Source organism: Streptomyces sp. NBC_00009, assembly GCF_045040855.1.
GTDB lineage: Bacteria > Actinomycetota > Actinomycetes > Streptomycetales > Streptomycetaceae > Streptomyces > Streptomyces aureus.
On the sequence record NZ_CP108312.1, the window covers coordinates 7,813,779 to 7,835,606 of the forward strand.

20 protein-coding genes and 1 pseudogene are annotated in these 21,828 nt (G+C 71.6%); 8 read left to right on the forward strand and 13 right to left on the reverse strand.

The window, feature by feature from the left end:
* Window positions 1-235: 235 nt before the first annotated feature.
* Window positions 236-2,329, forward strand: a complete 2,094-nt coding sequence (locus OHA58_RS35450; protein WP_405483796.1) for an AAA family ATPase — start codon at window positions 236-238, stop codon at window positions 2,327-2,329.
* A 17-nt stretch (window positions 2,330-2,346) separates the two neighbouring features.
* On the opposite strand, the pseudogene OHA58_RS35455 reads toward OHA58_RS35450, so the two are convergent.
* From OHA58_RS35455 to OHA58_RS35465, 3 genes and pseudogenes are all read right to left on the reverse strand, one after another.
* A pseudogene (locus OHA58_RS35455) lies at window positions 2,347-2,844 on the reverse strand (nucleoside deaminase).
* Between the two features lie 54 nt (window positions 2,845-2,898).
* The gene (gene cynS / locus OHA58_RS35460) at window positions 2,899-3,369 is read right to left on the reverse strand and encodes a cyanase (protein WP_405483797.1); all 471 of its coding nucleotides are present in this window, start codon (window positions 3,367-3,369) and stop codon (window positions 2,899-2,901) included.
* 53 nt (window positions 3,370-3,422) lie between these two features.
* The gene (locus OHA58_RS35465) at window positions 3,423-4,022 is read right to left on the reverse strand and encodes a carbonic anhydrase (RefSeq protein WP_405483798.1); all 600 of its coding nucleotides are present in this window, start codon (window positions 4,020-4,022) and stop codon (window positions 3,423-3,425) included.
* Window positions 4,023-4,157: 135 nt separating this feature from the next.
* Between OHA58_RS35465 and cynR the strand changes: the two genes are divergently transcribed.
* From cynR to OHA58_RS35480, 3 genes are all read left to right on the forward strand, one after another.
* Window positions 4,158-5,066, forward strand: coding sequence for a transcriptional regulator CynR (gene cynR, locus OHA58_RS35470; RefSeq protein ID WP_405483799.1), 909 nt, complete (start codon window positions 4,158-4,160; stop codon window positions 5,064-5,066).
* Between the two features lie 324 nt (window positions 5,067-5,390).
* Window positions 5,391-6,305 carry a diiron oxygenase gene (locus OHA58_RS35475; RefSeq protein WP_405483800.1) on the forward strand — a complete coding sequence of 305 codons (915 nt, stop codon included), beginning with the start codon at window positions 5,391-5,393 and terminating at the stop codon, window positions 6,303-6,305.
* A 19-nt stretch (window positions 6,306-6,324) separates the two neighbouring features.
* Window positions 6,325-7,986, forward strand: a complete 1,662-nt coding sequence (locus OHA58_RS35480) for an FAD-dependent oxidoreductase (protein WP_405483801.1) — start codon at window positions 6,325-6,327, stop codon at window positions 7,984-7,986.
* 71 nt (window positions 7,987-8,057) lie between these two features.
* On the opposite strand, the gene OHA58_RS35485 is transcribed toward OHA58_RS35480, so the two are convergent.
* A complete protein-coding gene (locus tag OHA58_RS35485) occupies window positions 8,058-9,494 on the reverse strand; it encodes a purine-cytosine permease family protein (RefSeq protein WP_405483802.1) in 1,437 nt (478 codons plus the stop codon).
* Window positions 9,495-9,564: 70 nt separating this feature from the next.
* On the opposite strand from OHA58_RS35485, the gene OHA58_RS35490 reads away from it, so the two are divergent.
* Entirely contained in the window at window positions 9,565-10,260 is a 696-nt protein-coding gene (locus OHA58_RS35490) for a TetR/AcrR family transcriptional regulator (protein WP_405483803.1), read from the forward strand.
* 16 nt (window positions 10,261-10,276) lie between these two features.
* Here OHA58_RS35490 and OHA58_RS35495 read toward each other — a convergent pair whose 3' ends face one another.
* Window positions 10,277-11,461, reverse strand: a complete 1,185-nt coding sequence (locus OHA58_RS35495; RefSeq protein WP_405483804.1) for a M20 family metallopeptidase — start codon at window positions 11,459-11,461, stop codon at window positions 10,277-10,279.
* A gap of 243 nt (window positions 11,462-11,704) precedes the next feature.
* Between OHA58_RS35495 and OHA58_RS35500 the strand changes: the two genes are divergently transcribed.
* Together OHA58_RS35500 and OHA58_RS35505 are read left to right on the forward strand one after the other, a co-directional pair.
* Window positions 11,705-12,325, forward strand: coding sequence for a TetR/AcrR family transcriptional regulator (locus OHA58_RS35500; RefSeq protein ID WP_405483805.1), 621 nt, complete (start codon window positions 11,705-11,707; stop codon window positions 12,323-12,325).
* A gap of 131 nt (window positions 12,326-12,456) precedes the next feature.
* Entirely contained in the window at window positions 12,457-13,899 is a 1,443-nt protein-coding gene (locus OHA58_RS35505) for an MFS transporter (RefSeq protein WP_405483806.1), read from the forward strand.
* 20 nt (window positions 13,900-13,919) lie between these two features.
* Here the strand turns inward: OHA58_RS35505 and OHA58_RS35510 are convergent, their stop codons facing one another.
* The 5 genes from OHA58_RS35510 to OHA58_RS35530 all read right to left on the reverse strand — a co-directional run bounded on the left by OHA58_RS35510 (window position 13,920) and on the right by OHA58_RS35530 (window position 17,467).
* The gene (locus OHA58_RS35510) at window positions 13,920-14,243 is read right to left on the reverse strand and encodes a plasmid stabilization protein (protein WP_405483807.1); all 324 of its coding nucleotides are present in this window, start codon (window positions 14,241-14,243) and stop codon (window positions 13,920-13,922) included.
* Window positions 14,244-14,278: 35 nt separating this feature from the next.
* The gene (locus OHA58_RS35515) at window positions 14,279-14,674 is read right to left on the reverse strand and encodes a hypothetical protein (RefSeq protein ID WP_405483808.1); all 396 of its coding nucleotides are present in this window, start codon (window positions 14,672-14,674) and stop codon (window positions 14,279-14,281) included.
* An 83-nt stretch (window positions 14,675-14,757) separates the two neighbouring features.
* Window positions 14,758-16,305, reverse strand: coding sequence for an FAD-dependent oxidoreductase (locus tag OHA58_RS35520; RefSeq protein ID WP_405485345.1), 1,548 nt, complete (start codon window positions 16,303-16,305; stop codon window positions 14,758-14,760).
* Window positions 16,306-16,378: 73 nt separating this feature from the next.
* Window positions 16,379-16,504 carry a hypothetical protein gene (locus OHA58_RS35525; protein ID WP_405483809.1) on the reverse strand — a complete coding sequence of 42 codons (126 nt, stop codon included), beginning with the start codon at window positions 16,502-16,504 and terminating at the stop codon, window positions 16,379-16,381.
* 120 nt (window positions 16,505-16,624) lie between these two features.
* Window positions 16,625-17,467, reverse strand: coding sequence for a SigB/SigF/SigG family RNA polymerase sigma factor (locus OHA58_RS35530; protein ID WP_405483810.1), 843 nt, complete (start codon window positions 17,465-17,467; stop codon window positions 16,625-16,627).
* Window positions 17,468-17,771: 304 nt separating this feature from the next.
* On the opposite strand from OHA58_RS35530, the gene OHA58_RS35535 reads away from it, so the two are divergent.
* Window positions 17,772-18,629: a VOC family protein gene (locus OHA58_RS35535; protein WP_405483811.1), complete on the forward strand. Its 858-nt coding sequence runs from the start codon at window positions 17,772-17,774 to the stop codon at window positions 18,627-18,629.
* 13 nt (window positions 18,630-18,642) lie between these two features.
* Here OHA58_RS35535 and OHA58_RS35540 read toward each other — a convergent pair whose 3' ends face one another.
* From OHA58_RS35540 to OHA58_RS35550, 3 genes are all read right to left on the reverse strand, one after another.
* The gene (locus OHA58_RS35540) at window positions 18,643-19,824 is read right to left on the reverse strand and encodes a PLP-dependent aminotransferase family protein (RefSeq protein ID WP_405483812.1); all 1,182 of its coding nucleotides are present in this window, start codon (window positions 19,822-19,824) and stop codon (window positions 18,643-18,645) included.
* Window positions 19,825-19,931: 107 nt separating this feature from the next.
* Entirely contained in the window at window positions 19,932-20,420 is a 489-nt protein-coding gene (locus OHA58_RS35545; RefSeq protein WP_405483813.1) for a MaoC family dehydratase, read from the reverse strand.
* Window positions 20,421-20,446: 26 nt separating this feature from the next.
* Window positions 20,447-21,784, reverse strand: a complete 1,338-nt coding sequence (locus OHA58_RS35550; RefSeq protein ID WP_405485347.1) for an MFS transporter — start codon at window positions 21,782-21,784, stop codon at window positions 20,447-20,449.
* Window positions 21,785-21,828: the final 44 nt, after the last annotated feature.

A 21,828-nucleotide genomic window follows, 5' to 3' on the forward strand; every position in this document is an offset into this window, starting at 1 on the left:
GACCGGCGCTTCTCCAAAACTGCTCACTTCGGGTGGCCCTCCGCCCCTCCGTGGAGTCGGGCGCGCGTTCGACTGTTCCGCGCGAAGGGTGGACCGTCGCCCGGCGACGACACCCTGGGGCCGCTCAGGCGTTGGGGTTGCCGTGGCGCAAGTGCAGTGACGGTTCTGCACAGACTGGGCGCGGGCTACGGACGGCGGCGGCGGTCGACGGACGAGGGGCAGGAATGTGCGGAGCATGGCGGATGTGTGGACACGCAAGGGCGGCGACAGCGCACCGTCGGCGGAGGACAGCGGCCCGGTGCCCGGTCCGCTGGTGGGCCGGGAGCGGGAGTCGCAGGACCTGCGCACGCTCCTGGAGAAGCATCGGCTGGTGACGGTGGCCGGCGAGGTCGGCGTGGGCAAGAGCCGGCTCGCAGCGGAGGCGGTCGCGGATGTCGTGGCGCAAGGGGCGGGGGAGTGCGTGCTCGGCGTGGGCGAGGGGCGGCCGGCAGCGGAGGCGGTCGCGGGCGTCGGCGCGCAGGGGGCCGTGCCGCGCATCATGGTCGTCCGCTGGCCGGAGGGCGGGCAGGACGCCGGGTCCGGTGCCGGGCCGGGCTCGCCCGCCTCGCTGACCGCCGCCGTCATGGAGGCGGCGGCCGGGATCCACGGGCGGCGCGGGGCGGCCGGTGTCGGCGCCCTCGCCGACCGGCTGCGCGCCGCTGACGTGCTGCTCTTCCTCGACGACGTCGATCCGGTCCATGCCGAGTGCGTGGGGATGGTGCAGACACTGCTGGAGTTCGTGCCGTCGCTGCGCGTCCTGGTGACCGCGCGCCGGCCGCTCGGCCTGGGCGGCGAGGCCGTGCTGCGCCTGGCGCCGCTCAGCGCCGAGCCCGCGGACGAGCACGGGACCGCGCCTGCCGTGGAGCTGTTCCTGGACCGGTTCCTGGACCGGTCCCTGGAGCGGGCGGGCGCCTCTTTCGACGCCGACGATTCGGACCTGAGCTCGGTGGCGGACATCTGCCGGTACGTGGGCGGGCTTCCGCTCGCGGTCGAGCTGGCCGCGGACCAGGCCGCCAGGAGCAGCGTGGGGGAGGTCGCGGAACGGCTCAAGGAACACCAGTGCTGGCTGAGCGCACCGGACATGGCGGCTCCCCGGCACCGCTCGCTGCGGGACGCCGTCGCAGCGGCCTACGTGCTGTGCGACCGCGACGAGCGGATCGTGTGGGCCCGCGCCAGCATCCTGGCCGGGGACTTCGACGAGTCGACGGCGGCGTTCGTCTGCGCCGGCGGCGGCCTCGCCCCGGCCCGGGTGCCCGCATGCCTGACCCGCCTCGCCGCGGTCGGCGTCCTGACTCCGGTACGCGACCCCGGCGGCATCCGCGAACCCCGCTACCGCATGGCCCCCGCCGCCCACGACTTCGGCAGTGAACGGCTGCGTGAGGCAAGGGAGTTCGAGGTCGCCGCCGAACGCCGCGCGATCCACTTCCACCGGGTGGCCGCCCTCGCCGAGAACCTGTGGAGCCTCGGCAGCCAGCCGCAGGCCGTACGACTCGTCCTGGACGAGGCCGATGGGCTCAGGGCGATGCTGGAGTACGCGCCCCGCCGGCCCGAACTCGCGGCGGCGGCCCTGGAGTCCGTACTGAACCTGTGGTTCTGGTGGGCGGTCTACGACGCCGCCGACGAAGGGCGCCGCCATCTGCTGCGGCTGCTCCCGATGTGCCGCTCGGACACCCTCCTGATCGCGCGCGGCCTGTGCCTCGCGGCCTGCCTCACGGCGTACGGCGACCCGTACGGGGCGAGTGAGCTGCTCCGGCACGCGTGGCCGGCCGCGGTCCTGGCGGGGGACGACGCGACCATCGGGCGGATCGCGCACGTCCAGGGCATGCTGGCGCTCCACGAGGGCGACCTCGAACGGGCCACCGAGCAGTTCCAGGAAGCGGCGAGCACGATCCCGGCGAACGTGCCCGGCGGTCTGCCGCCCGCGGTGAGCCTGGCCGCTCTCGCCGTGACGCAGGCGGGGCAGTCGCCGCGGGCGGCGCGGCGGAGCGCCCGCCGCGCCCTGAGCCAGCCCGGCATGCGCGGTGACGCCTGGGCCTGTCTCGTCGCCCGGTATGCCCAGGCGTTCGTCGACCACAGCGACGGGCGCACCGGCAGGGCCCGCCTGCGTGCGCACCGTGCGCTCGCCGCCCTGGACGGCCGGCTGCCGGCACCGCACGGCTGCGCCGCGCTGCGGGATCTGATCACCGACATCGACCGGGGGAGCCGTAGCGGCCTGCCGACGGCGACCGTGCCACGGGGGCTTACGGGGGTGGCGATCCCTGCGCAGGCCGGCAGCGGCATCCTGGGCTGAGCCGGCGCGAGACCGCCTCAGGCCGTCGGCGCCCCGGGCACCCGGCGGCTGCCGCCGTTGCGCTCCTGCCACAGCCGGTACACGTCGACGGCGCTGTCCCGCGGCTCGTGGCGCATGGGCAGGCGCCGCTCGGTGTAGTCCTTCGCGAACTCGCCGTAGAAGGAGTCGAGTTCGAATCACTTGCGGCCGTCGACGCAGTGCGGCTCGTACGTGTCGCGGGTGGTGAGGAAGACGACCTCATCGGGGGAGCAGTAGTACAGCGAACCCAGGCACATCGGGCAGGGGTGGGCGAGTACGTAGATGGTGGCGCCGACCAGGTGCTCGGTGCCGAGCTTGCGGCAGCCGTCGCGGATGGCGAGGATCTCCGCGTGCGCGGTGGGGTCGGAGGTCTGGGCCACCCTGTTGGGGCTCTCGGCGAGGATCTCGCCGTCCTTGACGATGACGGTGGCGAAGGGGCGTCCGCCCTCTTCGACGTTCTGGCGGGCGAGGTCGATGGTGCGCTGGGCGAAGTCCATGGGGGTCCTCCGGGGAATTGCGTGACCGGCTGTGGTATCTGTCCTGACGACGGGTCAGAAAGGCTTCGTGGGCAGGTACTTGCCGTCGAGGGTGATCACGGCGCGCTCGCCGCCCTCGGGGTCGGCGACCTTCTTCACGTCGAGCTGGAAGTTGATCGCGCTGATGATGCCGTCGCCGAACTGCTCGTGGACGAGGGCCTTGAGGGTGGTGCCGTAGACCTGGAGCATCTCGTAGAAGCGGTAGATGGTCGGGTCGGTCGGAATGCCGCCGGGGATCGAACCACGCGTCGGGATGGTCTGCAGCAGCAGGGCGGCGTCCTCGTCGAGGCCGAGGAGTTCCGCGACGGCCTCGGCGGACGTCTGCGGAAGGGCGTGCTGGCCGAGCACGGCCGCGGTGACGAAGGCCGGCGACAGCCCGGCGACGTCGGCGATCTGCTGCCAGGTCAGGTCCTTGCGGGTCTTGGCATCGACGGCGGCGACGGCGAGGGTCTCGCGGGCGGTGGGGTCGAACTGGGCGTGCGGCATGGGGAGTTCCTCTTTCAGAAGGGTTCGGCGTTTCTTGGTTCTGGTCGGTGCGGTCAGGCCGCGATCGCGGCGGCGTCGACCGGATGGACTGCTCCGGTGGCGATGTCGAACACCCAGCCGTGCAGCGTGAGCGTCCCTTCGGCCAGAGCGCGGGCCACGGAGGGGTGGGTGGCCAGGTTCTGCAGTTGCGCGGACACGTTCGCCCGCACCAGGGCGGCGACCCTGCCGGGACCCGACGCTTCCGGGACCGCGGCGGCCCGGGCCCGAGCGGCGTCCGCGTGCCGCAGCCAGTCGGAGACGACCGGCGCGGCGCTGAGGTCGTGCCCCTCGGCCAGCGCGGTCATCGCCCCGCAGGCGGAGTGACCGCACACGACGATGTCGCTCACGTGCAGCACGGCGACGGCGTACTCGATGCTCGCCGCAACGCCGTCGGGGTCCGACGCGTAGGCCGGGACCAGGTTGCCCGCGGTGCGGACGACGAACAGCTCGCCGGGTTCGCTCTGTGTGATCAGTTCGGGGACCACGCGGGCGTCCGAGCAGCCGATGAAGAGCGTCGTCGGGCGGTGGGTCGTGGCCAGGTGGGCGAAGAGCCCCGCCTTTGCGGGAAAGACGTCGCGGCGAAAGCGCGCGAGACCGTCCGAGAGGTCATGCATGGGTCACTCCCTTCGATGACTGCCGGCCCGTCGGGCTGACGAGATCCACCATGCATGACCAGCAGCTATAGCGTCCAAGACGCAATGACCATGACTCCTATCGATGACATCTATGAGAGGGCCTATAGTCGGGTTATGGGCCCCGAACTTCGTCATCTCCGCTATCTGATCGCGGTGGCCGAGCACGGCAACTTCACCCGTGCGGCCGAGGAGCTGCGCATCTCCCAGCCGACGCTGTCGCAGCAGATCAAGCAGATGGAGCGCGTCGTCGGCGCCCAGCTGCTGGACCGCAGCGGCCGCACGGTGCGCCCCACCGACGCCGGCGAGGCCTACGTGTATTACGCGAAGCGCGTACTGAGGGACCTGGCGGCCGCCGATCGCGCCGTGCTCGACGTCGCGGACCTCTCGCGGGGCCATCTCCGGCTCGCCATGACTCCCACGTTCACCGTCTACCTCATCGGCCCGCTCGTGGACACGCTTCGCAGCCGCCACCCCGGAATCACCGTGGACGTAAGGGAGATGACGCAGGATCACATCGAGGCGAGCCTGCTCGCCGACGAACTCGACCTCGGGATCGCCTTCGAGGGGGCGCATCAGGCGGGCATCGCCGCCACAGCGCTGTTCACCGAACACCTGAGCCTCGTCGTGAGCGCCGACGGCGATGAGGTCCGGGGCGACCGGCCGCTGCCCGTACGCGAGCTTGCCGACCGTCAACTCGCCCTGCTCAGCGGAGATTTCGCGACCCGAGGTCACATCGACGACTATCTCGCGGCGCATCGCGTCGAACCGACGGTCGCCGTCGAGGCCAACAGCATCCTGGCGCTCACCGAGATCGTGCGCCGCTCGTCACTGCTGGCCACCGTGCTCCCCGACGCCATCGCCGACGATCACCCACACCTTCGGCCCGTCCCTCTCGACCCGCCCCTGCCCACCCGTACCGCCGTGCTTCTGCGTAGGGAGAGCGCCTACGAGAGCGCGGCCGCGCGTGCTTTCGCCCGCCTCGCGCGCGGTCTGGTCGAGGACCGCGGCTACCGGCAGGCGTGACGGATCCGTGTCCTCAGGCTTACTTACCGGGGGGTAGGCCAACGCACCCCCCTTGTTATACGGTCCGTCTAACAAGCGGGCGGGTGGCCTCTGCAGAGCCCCCGTCCACCTGTGCTGACCTGGTGCCTTCGCGCAGCCCGCGGAGCCGGCAGGCGGCGCCCCGCCGACGGGCCGCGACGGGGCGACGGTCCGTGGCCCCGTGCGTGTGCCCGCACGGTGGCCTCCGCGATCAGCCTCGCGTACCGCCGGGCGTACTCACGGACGGCGACGGACACGGCAGCGCAACGACAGGGAACGCACACGTCTGATCCAAGGAGCCGCAGCATGGCAAGCAGCACTGTTCGGCCGGAATCGCACGAACTCCCCGACGAGCGCGGCGTCTCGCAGCGACTGCTGGAGTCGGCCGCCGTGCTGGCGTACGACCCGGCGACCGAGGTGGACTGGGAGACGCCGCTGGACAGGGACTTCCACGGCGCGAGCCCGGAGTGGAGCACGCTCTACGGCACCGCGTACTGGGCGGAGTTGACCGAGGGGCAGCGCAAGGAGCTGACGCGGCAGGAAGCCGCGTCGGTGGCCAGCACCGGCATCTGGTTCGAGATGATCCTTCAGCAGATGGTGCTGCGGGACATGTACGCCAAGGACCCGACGAAGGCCGACTTCCAGTGGGCGCTCACCGAGGTCGCCGAGGAGTGCCGCCACTCGATCATGTTCGCCCGCGGCGCCGAGAAGCTGGGGGCGCCGGCCTACCGGCCACACCGGCTCGTCATCGAACTCGGCCGCGTCTTCAAGACACTCGCCTTCGGTGAGGCGGCGTACGCCGCGATCCTGGTGGCCGAGGAAGTCCTCGACGTCATGCAGCGCGACTGGATGCGCGACGAGCGGGTCGTGCCCTTCGTCCGCACGATCAACAACATCCATGTCGTCGAGGAGTCGCGGCACATGAAGTTCGCCCGCGACCAGACGCGCAAGCGTCTCGCGGGTGCGGGCCGGATCCGCCGGCACATCAACGCCTTCGTGGTCGCGACCGCGTCCTACTTCATCGTGACGAGCATGGTCCGCCGCCAGGTCTACGAGAGCGCCGGCCTTGACGTGCGGCGCGCCGTGGCCGAGGCCGGGGCCAACGAGCACCACAAGTCCATGATGCGCGCGAGCTGCTCGGGCCTCATGGAGTTCCTGGCCTCCGCACGGCTGCTCACCAAGCCGGCGCTGGCGTTCTACAAGCGTGCCAACCTCATCTGAGCCGACGTGAGTTGACGACATGACGTACGCCATCACCCAGACCTGCTGCAGCGACGCGACGTGTGTCGCCGTGTGCCCGGTCAACTGCATCCACCCCACCCCCGAGGAGCGGGCGTTCGGCAGCACGGAGATGCTGCACATCGACCCGGTGTCCTGCATCGACTGCGGCGCGTGCGCCGACGCCTGCCCGGTCGACGCGATCTTCCCGGTGGACAGGCTGTCCCCGGCGCAGAAGGAGTACGCCGCGATCAACGCCGCGTACTTCGAAGACAGGGACAGGCATACGGATTCGGGTACGGACGCGGTCGAGGACACCCCCAACTTCCATGCCTGGGGCAGCCCTTCGTTCCCGCGTGTGCTGCCGTCCGACCTCGCGCCGCTCAGGATCGCCGTCGTCGGCACCGGACCGGCCGGGATGTACGCGGTGCAGGACCTGTTGCTGCACACCAACGCCGAGGTGACCCTCATCGACCGGCTGCCGGTGGCCGGCGGCCTCGTGCGTTACGGCGTGGCGCCGGATCACCCGGCCACCAAGAAGGTCGGCGAGACCTTCGCCAGGTTCCACACGCATCACCGGGTACGCATGCACCTGGGCCTCGAAGTGGGCGACGACGTCACCCCGCAGGAGCTGGCCGAGCACCACGACGCGGTCGTCTACGCCGTCGGGGCCGCCGCCGACCGCCGCCTGTGCGTCCCGGGCGAGGACCTCACCGGCAGCATCTCGGCACGCACCTTCGTCGCCTGGTACAACGCCCATCCGGACGTGGCACACGACGCGATCGACCTCCGTGCCGAACGTGTCGTGGTCGTCGGCAACGGCAACGTCGCCCTCGACGTCGCCCGGATCCTGCTCGCCGACCCGGACACCCTCGCCCGCACCGACATCGCCGACCACGCCCTGAAGGCGCTGCGCGCGAGCTCCGTACGCGAAGTGGTCCTGCTCGGCCGCCGTGGCCCCGAGGACGCCGCGTACACCACGCCGGAACTGCTCGCGCTCAAGCACGTGCCGGGCCTGCAACTGCTCGTGGACGACCACGATCCCCGTATCGGCGCGGCCATCGACGCGGCCGGTACGAACGACAAGGCCGCCGTCCTGAAGGGTGTTCCCCGCGGCGCCCTCGACGCAGACGTGGTACCGCCGCCCGGGCGGCGCATCGTCCTGCGCTTCCACAGCTCGCCCGTGGAGGTGCTCGGCGCGGAACAGGTCGAAGCCGTGCGCACCGAAGGGGCGTCGGGGGAGCGGGTGATCGCGGCGGGCATGGTGCTGCGCGCGATCGGCTATCGCGGAGGACCGCTCTCCGGCCTCCCCTTCGACGAGGTCACCGGCACTGTTCCGCACGAGGGCGGGCGCGTCACTGGCATGCCCGGAACGTATGTCGTGGGCTGGATCAAGCGAGGCGCCAGCGGCGGAATCGGCGCCAACCGCACCTGCGCCGCCGAGACGGTCGCCACGCTGCTGGCCGACGCAGTCTCCGGCGCGCTGCCGAAGCCACCGCACGCGCCCAAGGCCTTCCACCGGCTGGCCAGGCGCCGCAACCGGCGCGTCCTCGACGCGAAGGGCCTGATGGCGATCGAACGGGCCGAGGCCGCGCGGGGGCGCGAGGCAGGCCGGCCACGGGTCAAGCTGGCCACGGTCGATGAACTGGTGGCGAGCGCGCGGCGTAGGCGCGTGCTCCGGTGAGGTGAACAGGTTGGCCCGGCGCGGGAGTTGGCGGCGCCGGGCCCCGGCGTACCCGGAGGCGGGGTGTCGGGTTATCCGCGCCGGGCCTCGGCGGGCCGGTTCACGCGCATCATGGCGACGTACACGGCCGCGGAGACCAGGATCCCGGCCGGCAGGGAGAGGTCCGTGCCGCCCGCAGCCCGGGCGATGGGGCCGGTGTACATCTGTGTGTTGACGCACTGGGACGCGATCGCGGTGGCGACCACCAGGGCGGTCACGCCGGCCCAGTTGACGCCGCCCTTGTACCAGAACGCGCTGCCCCGGGACTCGTCGGTCAGTTCCCTGCCGTCGTAGCGGTTGCGGCGCCACAGGATGTCGGTGGCGTAGATCGCGATGCTGGGGCCCATCAGCGCCACCATGAGTTCGAGCATGTTGCTCACGGTGTCGAGGAAGTTGGAGACGAGCAGCGCGTACAGCGTCAGTGCCACACCGAGGGCTCCGTCGAGGGCGACGCTGCGGGACCTGCGGATCCGGACCCCTATCGACTGGAGGGCGAGGCCGGAACTGTAGGCGGTCATGGCGTTGTTGCAGATCGCGCCGAGGATGACGGCCAGGAGGAAGGCCGGCTTGAACCAGCTCGGCAGGATGGTCTCGAGAGCGGTCTGCGGGTCGGACATGTCGAGTGCGGTTCCCGCGAGGGCACCGAGTGAGGTGAACAGGACGCTGGGCACGTAGGCGCCGAGGGCGGTCCACCCGGCGATCGCTCTCGGCGAGGTGGTACGGGGCAGATAGCGGGCGAAGTCGGCGCTGTTGCTGTACGAGAGCGGCGCGGAGGCGACGAGGGTGATGCCGCCTATCATCACGGCCCACAACTCCGTTCCGTGGAGCGGGTGTTCGGGCGCGTACCCCCAGTCGACGTGGCCGAGCACATAGCCGGCCAGGACGACGAAGACCGCGGTCAGCGCCAGGCTGAACGGCAGGTAGAGCCTCACGATGGTGGCGTGGCCGTAGACGCTGATGGCGAGCGTCGCCGCGGCGAGCACCACGATGACGACGACCTTGACGCCCGTCGTGAGGGCGATGCCGGCCTTGTCGACGAGGCTGAAGGCGGAGAGCGAGGCCGCGGCCCAGCTGAGGGCCAGATAGCAGACGGACACGAACCAGCCGGTCAGGGCGATGTTCGCCCGGTTGCCCCGGATGCCGAACATCGCGCGCGTGATCACCTGGCTCGGGGTGCCGGCCGCGGGACCGCTCACGGCGACGAGCCCGACGAGCGCCCAGCACAGATTGCCCGCCGCGATCACTGCCAGCGCCTGCCAGAGGCCGAGGCCCATCAGGATGAGCGCGCCGCCGACCACGAGGCTGAGGTAGCTGACGCTGGGCGCCGCCCATACGGCGAACAGCTCGCGGGCGCGGCCGTGCCGTTCGGCGTCGGGGATGAAGTCGATGCCGTGCGCCTCCACGCGCCCGGCCTGGTCGGCAGGGGGTGCGGCAGCTTGTGCCGAGGGGTCTGGGATCGTGGGAGCCATGCAGTCCTCCGAACAGGCGAGCACGGGAGCCGACTTGTCTATTGGCCACGAATCCAATAGTGAGCAGGGGGTGCCGTCAAGCACCCGGCCGAAACGGGTGCGGAAGAATCCCGAAGCCCGCCGCGCCGAGATCGTGGCCGCGGCGGCGGCGATCGCCCTCGCGGAGGGCCTCGAATGCATCACGATGCGCCGGGTCGCCGACGAGCTCGCGGTGCGCCCCGGCCTGATCAGCCACTACTTCCCGGTCGCGGAGGACCTCGTTGCCGAGGCCTTCGGTGTGGCGGCGACGGCCGAGCTGGACGAACTGATTCCCGTGGATCGGCCCGAGGGCGAGACGCTGGAGGACCTGGCCCGCTTCTTCCACCTGACCACGGGGGACCGCTTCGACGGCATGAGCCGCCTGTGGCTCAACGCCAGGCATCTGAGCCGCTACCGCGACAGGCTGCGCGACCGGGTGGGTCACCAGGAGGCCCAGTGGCGCGAACGTCTGACCCAGCTCATCCGCGACGGCGTAGCGGCCGGAGCCCTTCGCACCGAGAACCCCGAGGTGACCGCCATCCAGATCCTCGTGGTCCTGGACGGCCTCGGCGCCCACGCCAACACGGAGCGCACCAACCGCCCCCCGGCGGTGACGGCCATGGCCATCACCACCGCGGAACGCGAACTGGACGTGCCTGCCGGGACACTCGCCGAACTGATCGCGGCCCAGCATGATCCAAACGAAAGGCCCTGGTCGAACCTGGGCACCCCCGATGTCATGACCTGACCGCGCGCCGGGTGGATCAGCCGTGACGGGAAGCAACGCAGCGCGTGCGCCACTGGGGGTCCGCGGCCAGGTCGAGGCCCGTCCAGGCCATGGCCAGTGCGCCGTCCAGTACCGCCTCGTCCCCGGCCGCGCCGGAGACCTCCTCGGCGAACTGGCGGGTGTGCGGCATGCCTTGGGCGCCCAGCACCCCGATCGCCGGGTGGATGGCGGGCATCGTGTGCGTGATGTTGCCCATGTCCGTGGAGCCGCCCGTGCCCACCGGCGACGGGCCCGGCTCCGGGACGTCCCGCCCGGTCGCCCGCAGGTTGCGGGCGTACGCGTCCATCAGTGACGGGTCGTGGCACAGGTCCAGGTAGTCGGGCTGGATGCGGCGCACCTCCATCGTCGTGCCGGTGGCCAGCGCGGCTCCGCGGAAGCAGTTCAGTACGCGCTCCCGGAGCTCGGCCAGCTCCTCGCCGGTGGGTGTACGCACCTCGTACTCGAGTGCTGTCCGCTCCGGAATGATGTTGGTGCGCTCGCCGCCGTGCCGCACGATTCCGGCGACCCGGTAGCCGTCCCGCAGCTGCTGCCGGAGCTGGCCCACCGCGACCTGCGCGACGACCGCGGCGTCGGCGGCGTTGAGCCCTCCCTCGGGGGCTGCGGCGGCGTGCGACGCGCGCCCGGTGAAGGTGACCTCGAACCGGGCCACCGCGTTGCTGGAACCGCGCGGATCCACGACGTCGACGGGCGCGGGGTGCACCATCATCGCCGCGGTCACGTCGTCGAAGGCGCCGCGTTCCAGCATCAGCACCTTGCCGCCGCCCTCCTCCTCGGCCGGGGTGCCCAGCAGCTTCACCCGGAAGCCCAGCTCGTCGGCGGCCGCCGCCAGGGCTATCGCAGCGCCCGCGCCCGCCGCGCAGATGATGTTGTGCCCGCAGGCGTGGCCGATCTGTGGCAGCGCGTCGTACTCCGCGCACACCCCGACCGTCAGGTCTCCGCTGCCGTATGTCGCCGTCAGCGCGGTGGGCAGATCGCACGCCCCGCGCTCCACGGTGAACCCCGCGTCCTCCAGGAGCGCCGCGAGCCGGCCCGCGGCGCGGACCTCGTCGAAGGACGTCTCCGGGTCGGCGTGGAGTTCGTGGCTGAGCTCCAGCAAGCGGTCCTTGTACTCGTCGAGTCGGGCGGCGACTCGGTCGCGCGGGGATGAGTCGACTGTGGGCATGGAGGTCCTCCACTCGGGGCGAGCGCGTGAGCATGTGAGCGCGTGAGCATGTGAGAGAGAAAGTAAACGATCCGTTTCCTTTCGTGGGGGTCATATGTATCAGCTCACCGAGGGCATGGCCATGAGTCACCCGGAGGGACATCGAGAGGGACGTGGCGGACCGTGTTACGGACGGGTGACTTCTTTCGGGAACTTTCCGTTTCCTATTGACGTGGGGGCCCGCATGCCCCGAAATGGGACCGCATGGCGAGCACAGCGCGGCCGGCAGGCCGACCCCGCAGCGAAGAAGTCCGTGACCGCGTCATCGGCGCGGCCGAGGAACTGCTCGACGAGAGCGGCTACCTCGGGATGACCATGGACGAGATCGCCGTGCGCGCCAAAGTCTCCAAGAAGACGCTCTATCGGTGGTGGCCGCACAAAGCCGCGGTGATCGCCGATGTGCTCGTGGCCCGTGCCGACGTACGCGCGGTCCGCGACGTCGGCGACACCCGCGCCGAACTGCTCGTCGTCTGCGACTACATCGACGACTTCACCCGCGCCCGAGACGTCTTCAGCCGGCTGTGCCTGACCGAGGCAGCGGCCGAGGAGTCGGCCGTCCTCCAGTCGTTCCTCGATGTCGTGCTCCACCGCCGGGACCACGCACGGGCCGCCGTACAGCGGGGAATCGCCCGCGGTGACCTGCCGCCGGACATCGACACCGACGCGTTGCTCGACCTGTGGAACGGGTTCTTCGTCTACCGGAGGTCGTTCCGCCCCGCGCCGATCCGCGAGGAGACGGTCCACCAGCTCGTCGACCTCGCCCTGGCCGGACAGGTACCCCGCCTGCCCGGTTCGGCCTCGCTCAGGGACACCCCCGAGGGCTGAAGCCCCGCTCCCGCCCCGTTCTCTCCGCACCTCCCTCCCTCGCACCTCTGTACCTCTGCACCTCCGTCCCCGTCACGGGCGGGCCCCACCGCGGCCCCGCCCGCACCCCAGCACGCCTTGGAGACCCCGCCATGCCCCGAAGCGCATCCCCAGGCAGCACGTCACCGTCGACCGCCTCAGTCGTCGGCTTCCTCGTCTTCATCGAACTGTGCAGCGGCATCCTTCAGGGATCCGTGCCCGTCGTCCTGCCCCTCATCGGCAGCGACCTGCACGTCAGCGCCGGCGACCTGAACTGGGTGAACAGCGTCTTCCTGCTCGTCGCCGGCATCTCCGTACCCCTGCTGTCCCGCCTCGGCGACATCTACGGCCACCGGCGGCTGATCCGGATCACCATGGTCGCTGTCGCCGTGGGCTCGGTGATCGTCGCCACGGCCGACAGCTTCGCCGTCCTCCTGATCGGCCGGGCACTGCAAGGTGTCTTCGCCTGCTGGCTCCCGCTCGACTTCGCCATCGTCCGCGACCGTGTCCAGAAGGAACGCGTCGGCGCCGCCATCGGCATGCTCGTCGGCGCGCTCACCCTGGGCGCCACCCTCGGAGCGATCGGCACCGGCCTGCTCTCCCGCTCCGTGCACGACGTCCACGGTCTGCTGATGCTGCCCGCCGTCGCCATCCTGCTCTGCCTGCCCGTGGCCTTCCGGCTGATACCCGAGTCCACCACCCGCGCGCTCTGCCGCGTCGACTGGGCGGGAGCGGCCCTCCTCAGCGCCGGCCTCGCCGCCGTCCTGATAGGCATGGCGACCGCGAACAAGGCGGGCCTCGCCCCCACGGCCGGAGCCCTCGCCCTCGGCGCCGTCCTCATCGCCGTGTTCGTCCGCGTCGAACTGCGGGCCCCGCAACCCCTGGTGGACGTACGCCTCATGGCCCGTCCCAGCATGGCGCTGCTCTACGTCCTCAGCTTCCTCACGGGCTGCGTGCTGTACGGGTCCCAGACCGCCAACCCGTCCTTCTTCGCCGCCCCGCGTCCCCTCGGCTTCGGTCTGGACACCCTCGGCATCTCGCTGCTCACGGTCAGCGGCGCGGTCGCGATGGCCGCCGCCGGCACCTGCGCCGACCGCGTGGTCCGCAGGTTCGGCCCGCAGCACACCCTCGTCGGCGGCTTCACCCTGGTGGCGCTCGGCTACGCCGGGATGGTCTTCGCCCACAGCGCGCCCTGGCAGATGGCCGTCCTCGGCATGGTCGCCGGCGCGGGTGTCGGAACCGCCATCGCCACCCTGCCCACCCTGCTCATGGGGCACCTGCCCGCCGACCAGACCGGCATCGGCACCGGCATGTACAACACCCTCAAGACTCTGGCCGGTTCGGTGGCGGGCGCGGCCTTCGCCGCGGTCATGAACCGCCTCCTCGTGGATGTGCACGGCGCCCGCATCGCCTCGGAGACCGCGTACGTCACGGTCTGGGCGTCCTGCGGCGCGCTGGCGCTCCTCGGTGTGGTCATCGCCCGCCGGGTGGGCCGCGCGCAGCGCCGGGCCGAGCGGGCTCCCGTCCCGGAGGCGGCCGTCGCTACCGCGGAGTGAGTCCGGGCCGTGCGGGGGGCTCAGTCGCCGAGGGCCTTCCTGAGCTTCGCCTTGTCCATGGACGACCGCCCGTGGATATTGCGCCGCTGGGCCTCCGCGTAGAGCTGGTCGTACGTGGGGCCCTCGGCGCCGGAGTGCGAGTGTTGCCCGCCGCGCCGGCCGGACGACATGTCCTGGGTCGAGGTCTTGCCGGCCGTACGGGACTCACCTGCGCGGGCGCGTTCCTTGTTGACCGTGCGGGCGGCGATCTCCTCGGCCCGCTTCCTGCTCTCTCCCCGCTCCTCGGCGCTCTCCTTGATGTGCTCGTACTGGCGCTCGCGCTTCGCGTTCGATCCTCGGGGCATGGTCGTTCCCTCCTGAGTGACCGGGGTGCGGGTGGTCACGGGTTGTTGAGGTGGAGCTGGACCTCGACCTCCTGGTCGCCGGCGACCTTGCCGACCTTCTCGACGGCGAAGGCCGCGTCCAGGGTCCGGCAGAGGCGTTCCACCGCCACGGGGCAGCCCTGGAGATCGACCGTGACCGTTCCGGCCAGCACGGCGCCGGATACCTCGGCGGGGGAGTGCTCCACGAGGAAGTTGCCCGTCCACGCGGCGGGGCGCGGCCCCTCGTTGCCATGGGGGACGGCCTCGCCGCGGTCGGAGTCGAAGTGGTCGCCCAGGAAGTGGAAGACCGCGTCGGCGTCCGGCGCGGAGCAGTCGCCGAGCACGACCTCCACCAGGTCCCGGGACGAGGGGGCCTCCGCGGGGAAGGCTGTCGAAGCTGATGTGCCGTTCACGTCGTTCTCCGTGTCTCTCGGTCTCTATGGCGGTCTCTATGGGAACGGTCTCTACGGGAAGCGGTGCACTCGGTCGCCGACTGTCATGGCCCACTCGTCGTGGCGCCTCCTTCCCCGTCATCCGGTGCAGGCGGCGTACCCGGCAGTTCCACCGGTGCCAGTGGCCACATGGCCGGTCCCTGAAGGACCGACCCGTCCGTGGCGAAGCGCGAACCGTGACAGGGGCACTCCCACGTCGTCTCCGCGGCGTTGAACGCCACGATGCAGCCCAGATGCGTACAGCGCGCAGAGACGGCGCGGACCGTGCCGTCCTCGGCGCGGTAGACGGCGCACCGGTGCCCGTCCACACGCACCACCGCGCCCGATCCCGGCGGGATCTCGGTGACGGAGTCGACGTGGGCGGTGTGCAGCCGGTCGCGGACGAAGTGCCGTGCGACATCGGCCTGTTGGCGCAGCAGAGCGGGCGCCTCCCGCATCGTGCTCCACAGGCGGCGGGGGTCGTACAGCTCGGCCCAGGGCGCCTCGTCGCCGGTGATCAGCCCGCTCAGCAGCTGTCCGGCCAGGACGCCGCTGCTCATGCCCCACCCGCCGAAGCCCGTCGCCACATACGCGTGCCGTGCCCCGGGATGCAGGGGCCCGATCATCGGGATCCCGTCGCCGGAGTCGTTGTCCTGGGCCGCCCAGTGGTACGCGGTGTCCTCGACGGCGAAGTGCTCGCGCATCCACGAGTCGAGCCGTGCGAAGGACGCCGCCGCGTCGCCTGTACCCGGTGTGAAGCTCTCTCCGGTCACGATGAGCAGCCGCTGCCCGTCGGCGCCGTACGGAGCGGTGCGCACCGAACGCCTGCCCTCGTCCTCGGTGATGAACATGCCGAGCGGGCCCGGGTCGGAGGCGAGCGGGGCGGCCACGACGAGTTCCCGGCGCGGCTGGAGGCGGGCGAACAGGAACGCGCGGTCGAAGATCGGGTAATGGGTGGTGACGACGACGGCATGCGCGGTCACCGTGTGCTGCGCCTCGGTGGTCACCGTGCACGGGATGCCGCCGAGCATCTCGGTCACGCGGGACCGCTCGAAGATCACGCAGCCCTGGGCAACCAGATCCTCGGCAAGGGCCAGCAGGTACTTGCGGGGGTGGAACTGCGCCTGGTCGTCCACCCGCACCGCCCCCGCGACGGCGAAGGGCAGGCCCGTGTCCTCGGTGTACCGCGCCGGGAGCCCGGCCTCGCGGGCGGCCTCGGCCTCGGCGCGCAGTATGTCCGTGCCTTCTTGGCGGACCGAGTAGGTGAAGGCCGGGGCGCGCTCCAGGTCGCAGTCGATCGCCACGTCGGCACAGATCTCGGCCACGCGCTCCACCGCGGCCTGCTGGGACGTCGCGTACAGCCGGGCGGCCTCCTCGCCGTGCGTGCGGCGCAGGCGGTCGTACACGAGGGTGTGCAGCGCGGACACCTTGGCCGTGGTGTAGCCGGTGACTCCGGCGGCGATGCGGTCGGCCTCGAGTACGGCGACGGTCCGGCCGGCGCGCGTCAGTTCCCAGGCCGTGCTGAGCCCGGCGATTCCGCCACCGACCACCACGACGTCGACCTCGACGTCCTCGGTGAGAGGTGGGTAGGCGGTCGTGCCGCTGGTGTGCATCCAGTACGACTCGCCCCGTCCGGGCAGTTCCGGTCTCGGCGCCACGGTCAAGGCCTCCTTCCCCCGCGACCCCCTAAAACATGGTGACCGCGATGCCGGTGAGGCGCTCGTCGAGTGCGGGGAGGCGGGAGGCGGACGCGAGGACATCGCGGAGGGGAAACGCTGCGTCCTCGCGCCCTACGGCCGTCGCCCAAGACATCCCGGCGGCGGCCGCTCCCCGCCGGCTGCCACCCTTGCTCCCACCGGGAGCCGGGGGCAGGGAGCGGAGTCCAACCCCTGATCCCAGTGTCCTCCCCCCGGCCGGGCAAAGCGCCGGGTTTCAGGCGGCAGGCAGGCCGTCGGCCGCCCCGTACTCCCGCCCCGCCTCGGCGCGTACCCGTGCACAGCTGAGATGGATGAGGCGGGAGACGTGCATCTGCGAGATGCCGAACTTCTCGGCGATGCGGGCCTGTGTCATGCCCTCGAAGAAACGCAGGTAGAGGATGGCGCGCTCGCGCTCGGGAAGGTGGCGCAGACCCGTCTTGGCGGCTTCGCGGTCGGTGATGAGGTCGTACGCGGTGTCGGGTGCGCCGAGCGCGTCGGCGAGGCTCTGTCCGTCGTGACCGGACGGGGAGAGCTCCGCGTCGAGGGACAGCGCGCTGTAGCTCTCGATCGCCTTCAGCCCGTCTCGGACCTCCTCCTCGGTCAGCCCCGTGTACGCGGCGATGGCGCCGATGCCGGGCTCGGGGCTGCCGGGGCGCTCGGTGAGGTCGCGGCGGGCCGCGCGGACCTTGTTGCGCAGGTCCTGCACGCGGCGGGGCACGTGCACGTCCCACATCCGGTCGCGGAAGTGCCGGCGCAGTTCGCCGGTGATGGTGGGCACGGCGTAGCACTGGAAGGGGCCGCGCTCGGGCTGGTAGTGGTTGATCGCCTTGACCAGTCCCATGGCCGCGACCTGCTCCAGGTCCTCCGTGCTCTCGCCCTTGTTGCGGTAGCGGCGGGCGATGCGGTGCGCCATGGGCAGCCACGCCTCGACGAGCTCCTCGCACAGGAGATCCCGTTCGGGTCCCTCGGCGAGACCGGCCACGCGCGCGAAGGCCGCCGTCGTGTCGGGGGAGTCGTCGTGGGCGTCGCTCGAGGTCCGACGGTGGTGGGTGGCGACCGCAGTGATGTTAGTGAGCATCGGGATTCGCTCCTCAACGGTGTGCCGGCGCGGGCCGCGGGAACGGGCGCCGGCATCCATCAGGAGCGGTACGCCGCTCGCAGGTAAGTGCCTCCGGTCCGAAGCATCGACATGCGACTGCACTACGATTCTCCGGCCGCACGTGCCCGGATGCGACTCGGCGGGCGACGCGTCACGGCAGGTCATCGGAGCTCGGCGGACGGTGTTTCCTCCAGGACGTGGTGTGTCGGACGCGGTGTTACGGGTACCCGGTCGCCGCCAGAGCCCTGACCGAGCCCCCGCGGGCGAAAGGGGGCGGCCTTTCATGAGCAGCAAGCTGATCTCCAGGACCGGATCGGAAGAAGCCACGTCGCACCACGCGGTCCTCGGCTCGCCCTGCTGGGTGAGCCTCGCGGCGCGTGATCTGTCGGCCGCGCAGTCGTTCTACGGCGCTGTCCTGGGCTGGACGTTCCGTGCGGGCACGCTGGGTGAGCGGTTCGTGGTGGCGCTCGCGCAAGGGCGGGCCGTGGCGGGGATCGGAGCGGTCGCTCCGGCTCTGCAGGTTCCCGTCGCGTGGACGCCCTATTTCGCGGTGGCCGACGCGGACGAGACGGTCGGCCGCGTACAGGAGCGCGGCGGCACGGTCGGGGTCGGTCCGATCGGCTTCCCCACCGGGCGGGCGGCCATCGTGTCCGACCGCGCCGGCGCCGTCTTCGGAATCTGGGCCGGCGCACTCGTCCGCAACTTCGGCGCGTGGCGCCGGGAGGCGCCCCTGTGGCTGCACCTCGTCACGCGCGACGCGTTCGACGCCGCGATCTTCTACGGGGAAGTCCTCGGGTGGACGAGCCCGGGCTGCTGCGACGTGCGGTACGAGGACGAGGAGGTCGTCCTCGTCTGTTCGGGACAGCCGGTGGCCGCACTCGGCGGCGGGGCGCCGGGTGCGGCCCCCGACCCGCAGGTGCGGCCGCACTGGCAGGTCCGCTTCACTGTCCGGGATGCCACGGCGTGTGCCCGGGCCGCCGTGGAGCACGGCGGAGCGGTCACGCGCCGGGACGCGGACACGACGGGCGACTCCGTGACCCTGCTCGACCCCGAGGGCGCCCGGTTCACGGTCTTCGCACCCCGACCGCACCCGGACAGTGGCGCGGAGCCGACGCCGGAGGGGCCCGCGGACCGTCCGTGACCGACGGTCCGCGTCACCCCCGCAGCGCCGCCCCCAGCCGTCCGAGGCCCTCCCGGATCACCTCGGGCGTCTCGCTGACGAAGCACAGGCGCAGCGTGGCCGGGTCGGGTTCTCCCGCGTAGAAGGGGGCCCCGGGCACGTACGCCACGTCGTGGCCGATGGCCGTGCGCAGCAGAGCCGTGGCGTCCGCGCCCTGCGGCAGCCGCGCCCACAGGAACATCCCGCCCTGCGGACGGCTCCATTCGGCGCCGTCCGGCAGGGCGTCCGCAAGCGCCGCGAGCATCGCGTCACGCCGCTCCCCGTAGGCCTGCCTGACTGTGGCGATGTGCGCGTCGAGGTCACGGTCCGCCAGATAGCGGGCGGCCGCGAGCTGGGTCACCGTCGGTGTGTGCAGGTCGGCGGCCTGCTTGGCGACGGCGCAGGCGCGAAGGAGCTCCGCGGGCGCGCGCAGCCAGCCGATGCGCAGGCCGGGCGCCATCACCTTGGAGAAGCTCCCCATGAGCACGGTCCGGTCCTCGGCCCCCGGGTACGAAGCGATCCAGCCGGCCGCCTCACCCTCGTACCGCAGCTCGCCGTACGGGTCGTCCTCCACGATCCACATCCCGCGCCGGGCCGCGACCTCGGCCACCGACGCGCGCTGTGCGTCGCTCATGGTGCGACCGGTGGGGTTCTGGAAGTTCGGGACGGTGTAGAAGAACTTCGGCCGCTCGCGCCGGACGATGTCGTCCAGGTCCGCGAGGTCCGGCACGGGCACCACGCGGGCGCCCGCGAAGCCGAAGACCTGGAGCGCGGCGAGGTAGCAGGGGTTCTCCACGAGTACGACGTCGCCCGGCTCGATCAGCGCGGAGGCGAGCAGCGAGAGTCCCTGCTGGGACCCGGTGGTGATGACGAGGCCGTCGGGGGCGGTCGGCAGCCCGCGCGCGCCGAGGCGGGCCGCGACGGCCGTACGCAGACCGGGGTCGCCCTCGGTCGTGGAGTACTGGAGCGCCGCCTTCGGCTGCTCCGCAAGGACGGCACGGAACGCCTCGGACACGCCCTCGGTGTCGAACAGCTCGGGTGCGGGCAGCCCGCCGGCGAAGGAGATGACCTCGGGCCGTGCGGTGAGGGCGAGGATCTCCCGTACGGGTGAGGCCGTGACCGTGGCGGCGCGGGCGGCGAGCTGAGGCGGGTGGACCCGGGTGAGAGCAGGTGACATGTACGCACCCTAGAAAGGCCGGTGGTGTGTGCACCGGCTTTTCCAGCATGCGAGAAGGGTGCTGCCCGTCCGGGTCCCGGCTGCCCTGTCGGGTCCGGGGCCCGCCGTCACTGCGTCCGGCGTCGCAGGAAGTTCATCGCGGACAGAGTGAGCACGGTTTCGCCGCGCTGGTTGAACACCTCGATGTCGGTGTGCACGATCCCGCGGTCGGGCTTGGACTGCGAGGGACGTGCGGAGACCACCGTCGTACGGATCGACAGGCTGTCACCGGGCCGCACCGGGCGGGTCCAGCGCAACTCGTCGACGCCGGGCGAGGCGAGGCTCGCGACCTTGCTCACGTAGTGGTCGGCGTACATGCGCATCATCAGGGAGGCGGTGTGCCAGCCGCTCGCGATCAGACTCTTGAAGGGGCCCTGTTCCGCGGCCTCGGGATCCGTGTGGATGTCCTGCGGATCGAACTCGCCCGCGAACCGGAGGATCTCCTCCTCGGTCACCGTGACGCTCCCGAACACATAGCTGGACCCGGGAACGTAGTCCTCGAAGTAGCGTTCGTCGATAGGGGTGTTGAAGTCCGTGCCGATCGCTGTAGTGGTCATCGAAGGCACGGTAGCCGACCTCCCGGTCAGGCGGGTGAGCGCGGGGCGGCGATGGGGCGCAGCCCTCGGTCGAACACCGTCAGGAGCAGGAAGAGCGCGCCGGCGCCGAGCATGAACCACGCGAGCTGGTGCATCCCCCGGGTGTCGGCGTGCTGCCCGAACGCGGTCGCGGAGGCGGCGGAGGCGACCATCGAGCCGAGGTAGACGAACGTGCGGAGCAGCCCGGACGAGGTGCCGATGCGCTCCGGATCGGCCTGGTAGTACACCGAGTTCTGCAGGGCGAGGCTGTTGAGTCCCTGGGGCACGCCGAAGATCAGGGCGACGGCGAGGAGCAGCCAGATCGGGCTCGTGCCGCCGAGCCTCAACAGCAGTGTGCAGGCGGCGAGTTGGAAAACGGCTCCGATGAGCAGCTTGCCGCGGATGGCCTGGTGGCGGCCGGTGAGGGTGGAGACGGCGATACCGGTGAGGAAGATCGGCAGTTGCACGAGGCCGGCCTGGGAGGGCGAGAGCCCACGGCCCTCCTCGGCCCACTGCGTGAAGCCGTAGAGGAAGGCGTACGAGACCACGTAGGCGACCAGGGCCCGGGCGTAGGTGGCGAGCAGCGGGGTGTTGCCGGCGAGCACCCTGAGGTCGATGAACGGTACGGGGGCGCGCAGTTCACGTACCGCGAATGCCGTGGCCGCCGCGGCGGCGATGGCGAGCAGGTACCACGTGTCGGCGTGCAGGTTCATCAGGAACAGCAGGAGCGAGAACAGCAGCGCGGCGAACAGCGCCATTCCGGGGAGGTCGAGTTCGGACGCGATGCTCCTGCCGCCGGTGCGGCGCGGGCGGGCCTGCACCGGGAGCCGGCGTGCGCCGAGGATCAGGGCGGCCGCCGCGAGGGGGATGTTGAGGGCGGACGTGGCGCGCCAGCCGCCCACGTCGACGAGGAGCCCGCCGAGGGAGGGCCCGATGACGGCGATCGTCTGGCCGGACACCGCGAGGGTGGTGAGGATGGCGCCGGGACTGTCGCGACCGGTCCGTTCCGCCTCGCTGCGCAGCAGGGACATCGAGGCGGGGTAACCGGCGCAGGTGCCGAAGCCGAGCAGTACGCGTGCGGCGATCAGGGAGCCCAGATTGGGGGCCAGCGTGCCGGCGATGCCCGCGATGCCGACCAGGGACGTGCTGACCAGGAAGAGACGGCGCGGTCCGAAGAGGTCGATGAGCCGTCCGACGACGGGCTGCCCGAGAGCGGTGGCCAGATAGAGAGCCGAGACGAGCCACGCGGTCTGCGAGGGAGGCGCGCCGAACGCCACCCCGATGGGGACGAGGGCCACGGCGATGATCGTGGAGTTGATCGGGTTCAGGACCGAGCCGATGATCATCGGCGGGATCAGCCTGCGGTCGAAGTGCCGTGCAGAGTCGTCGT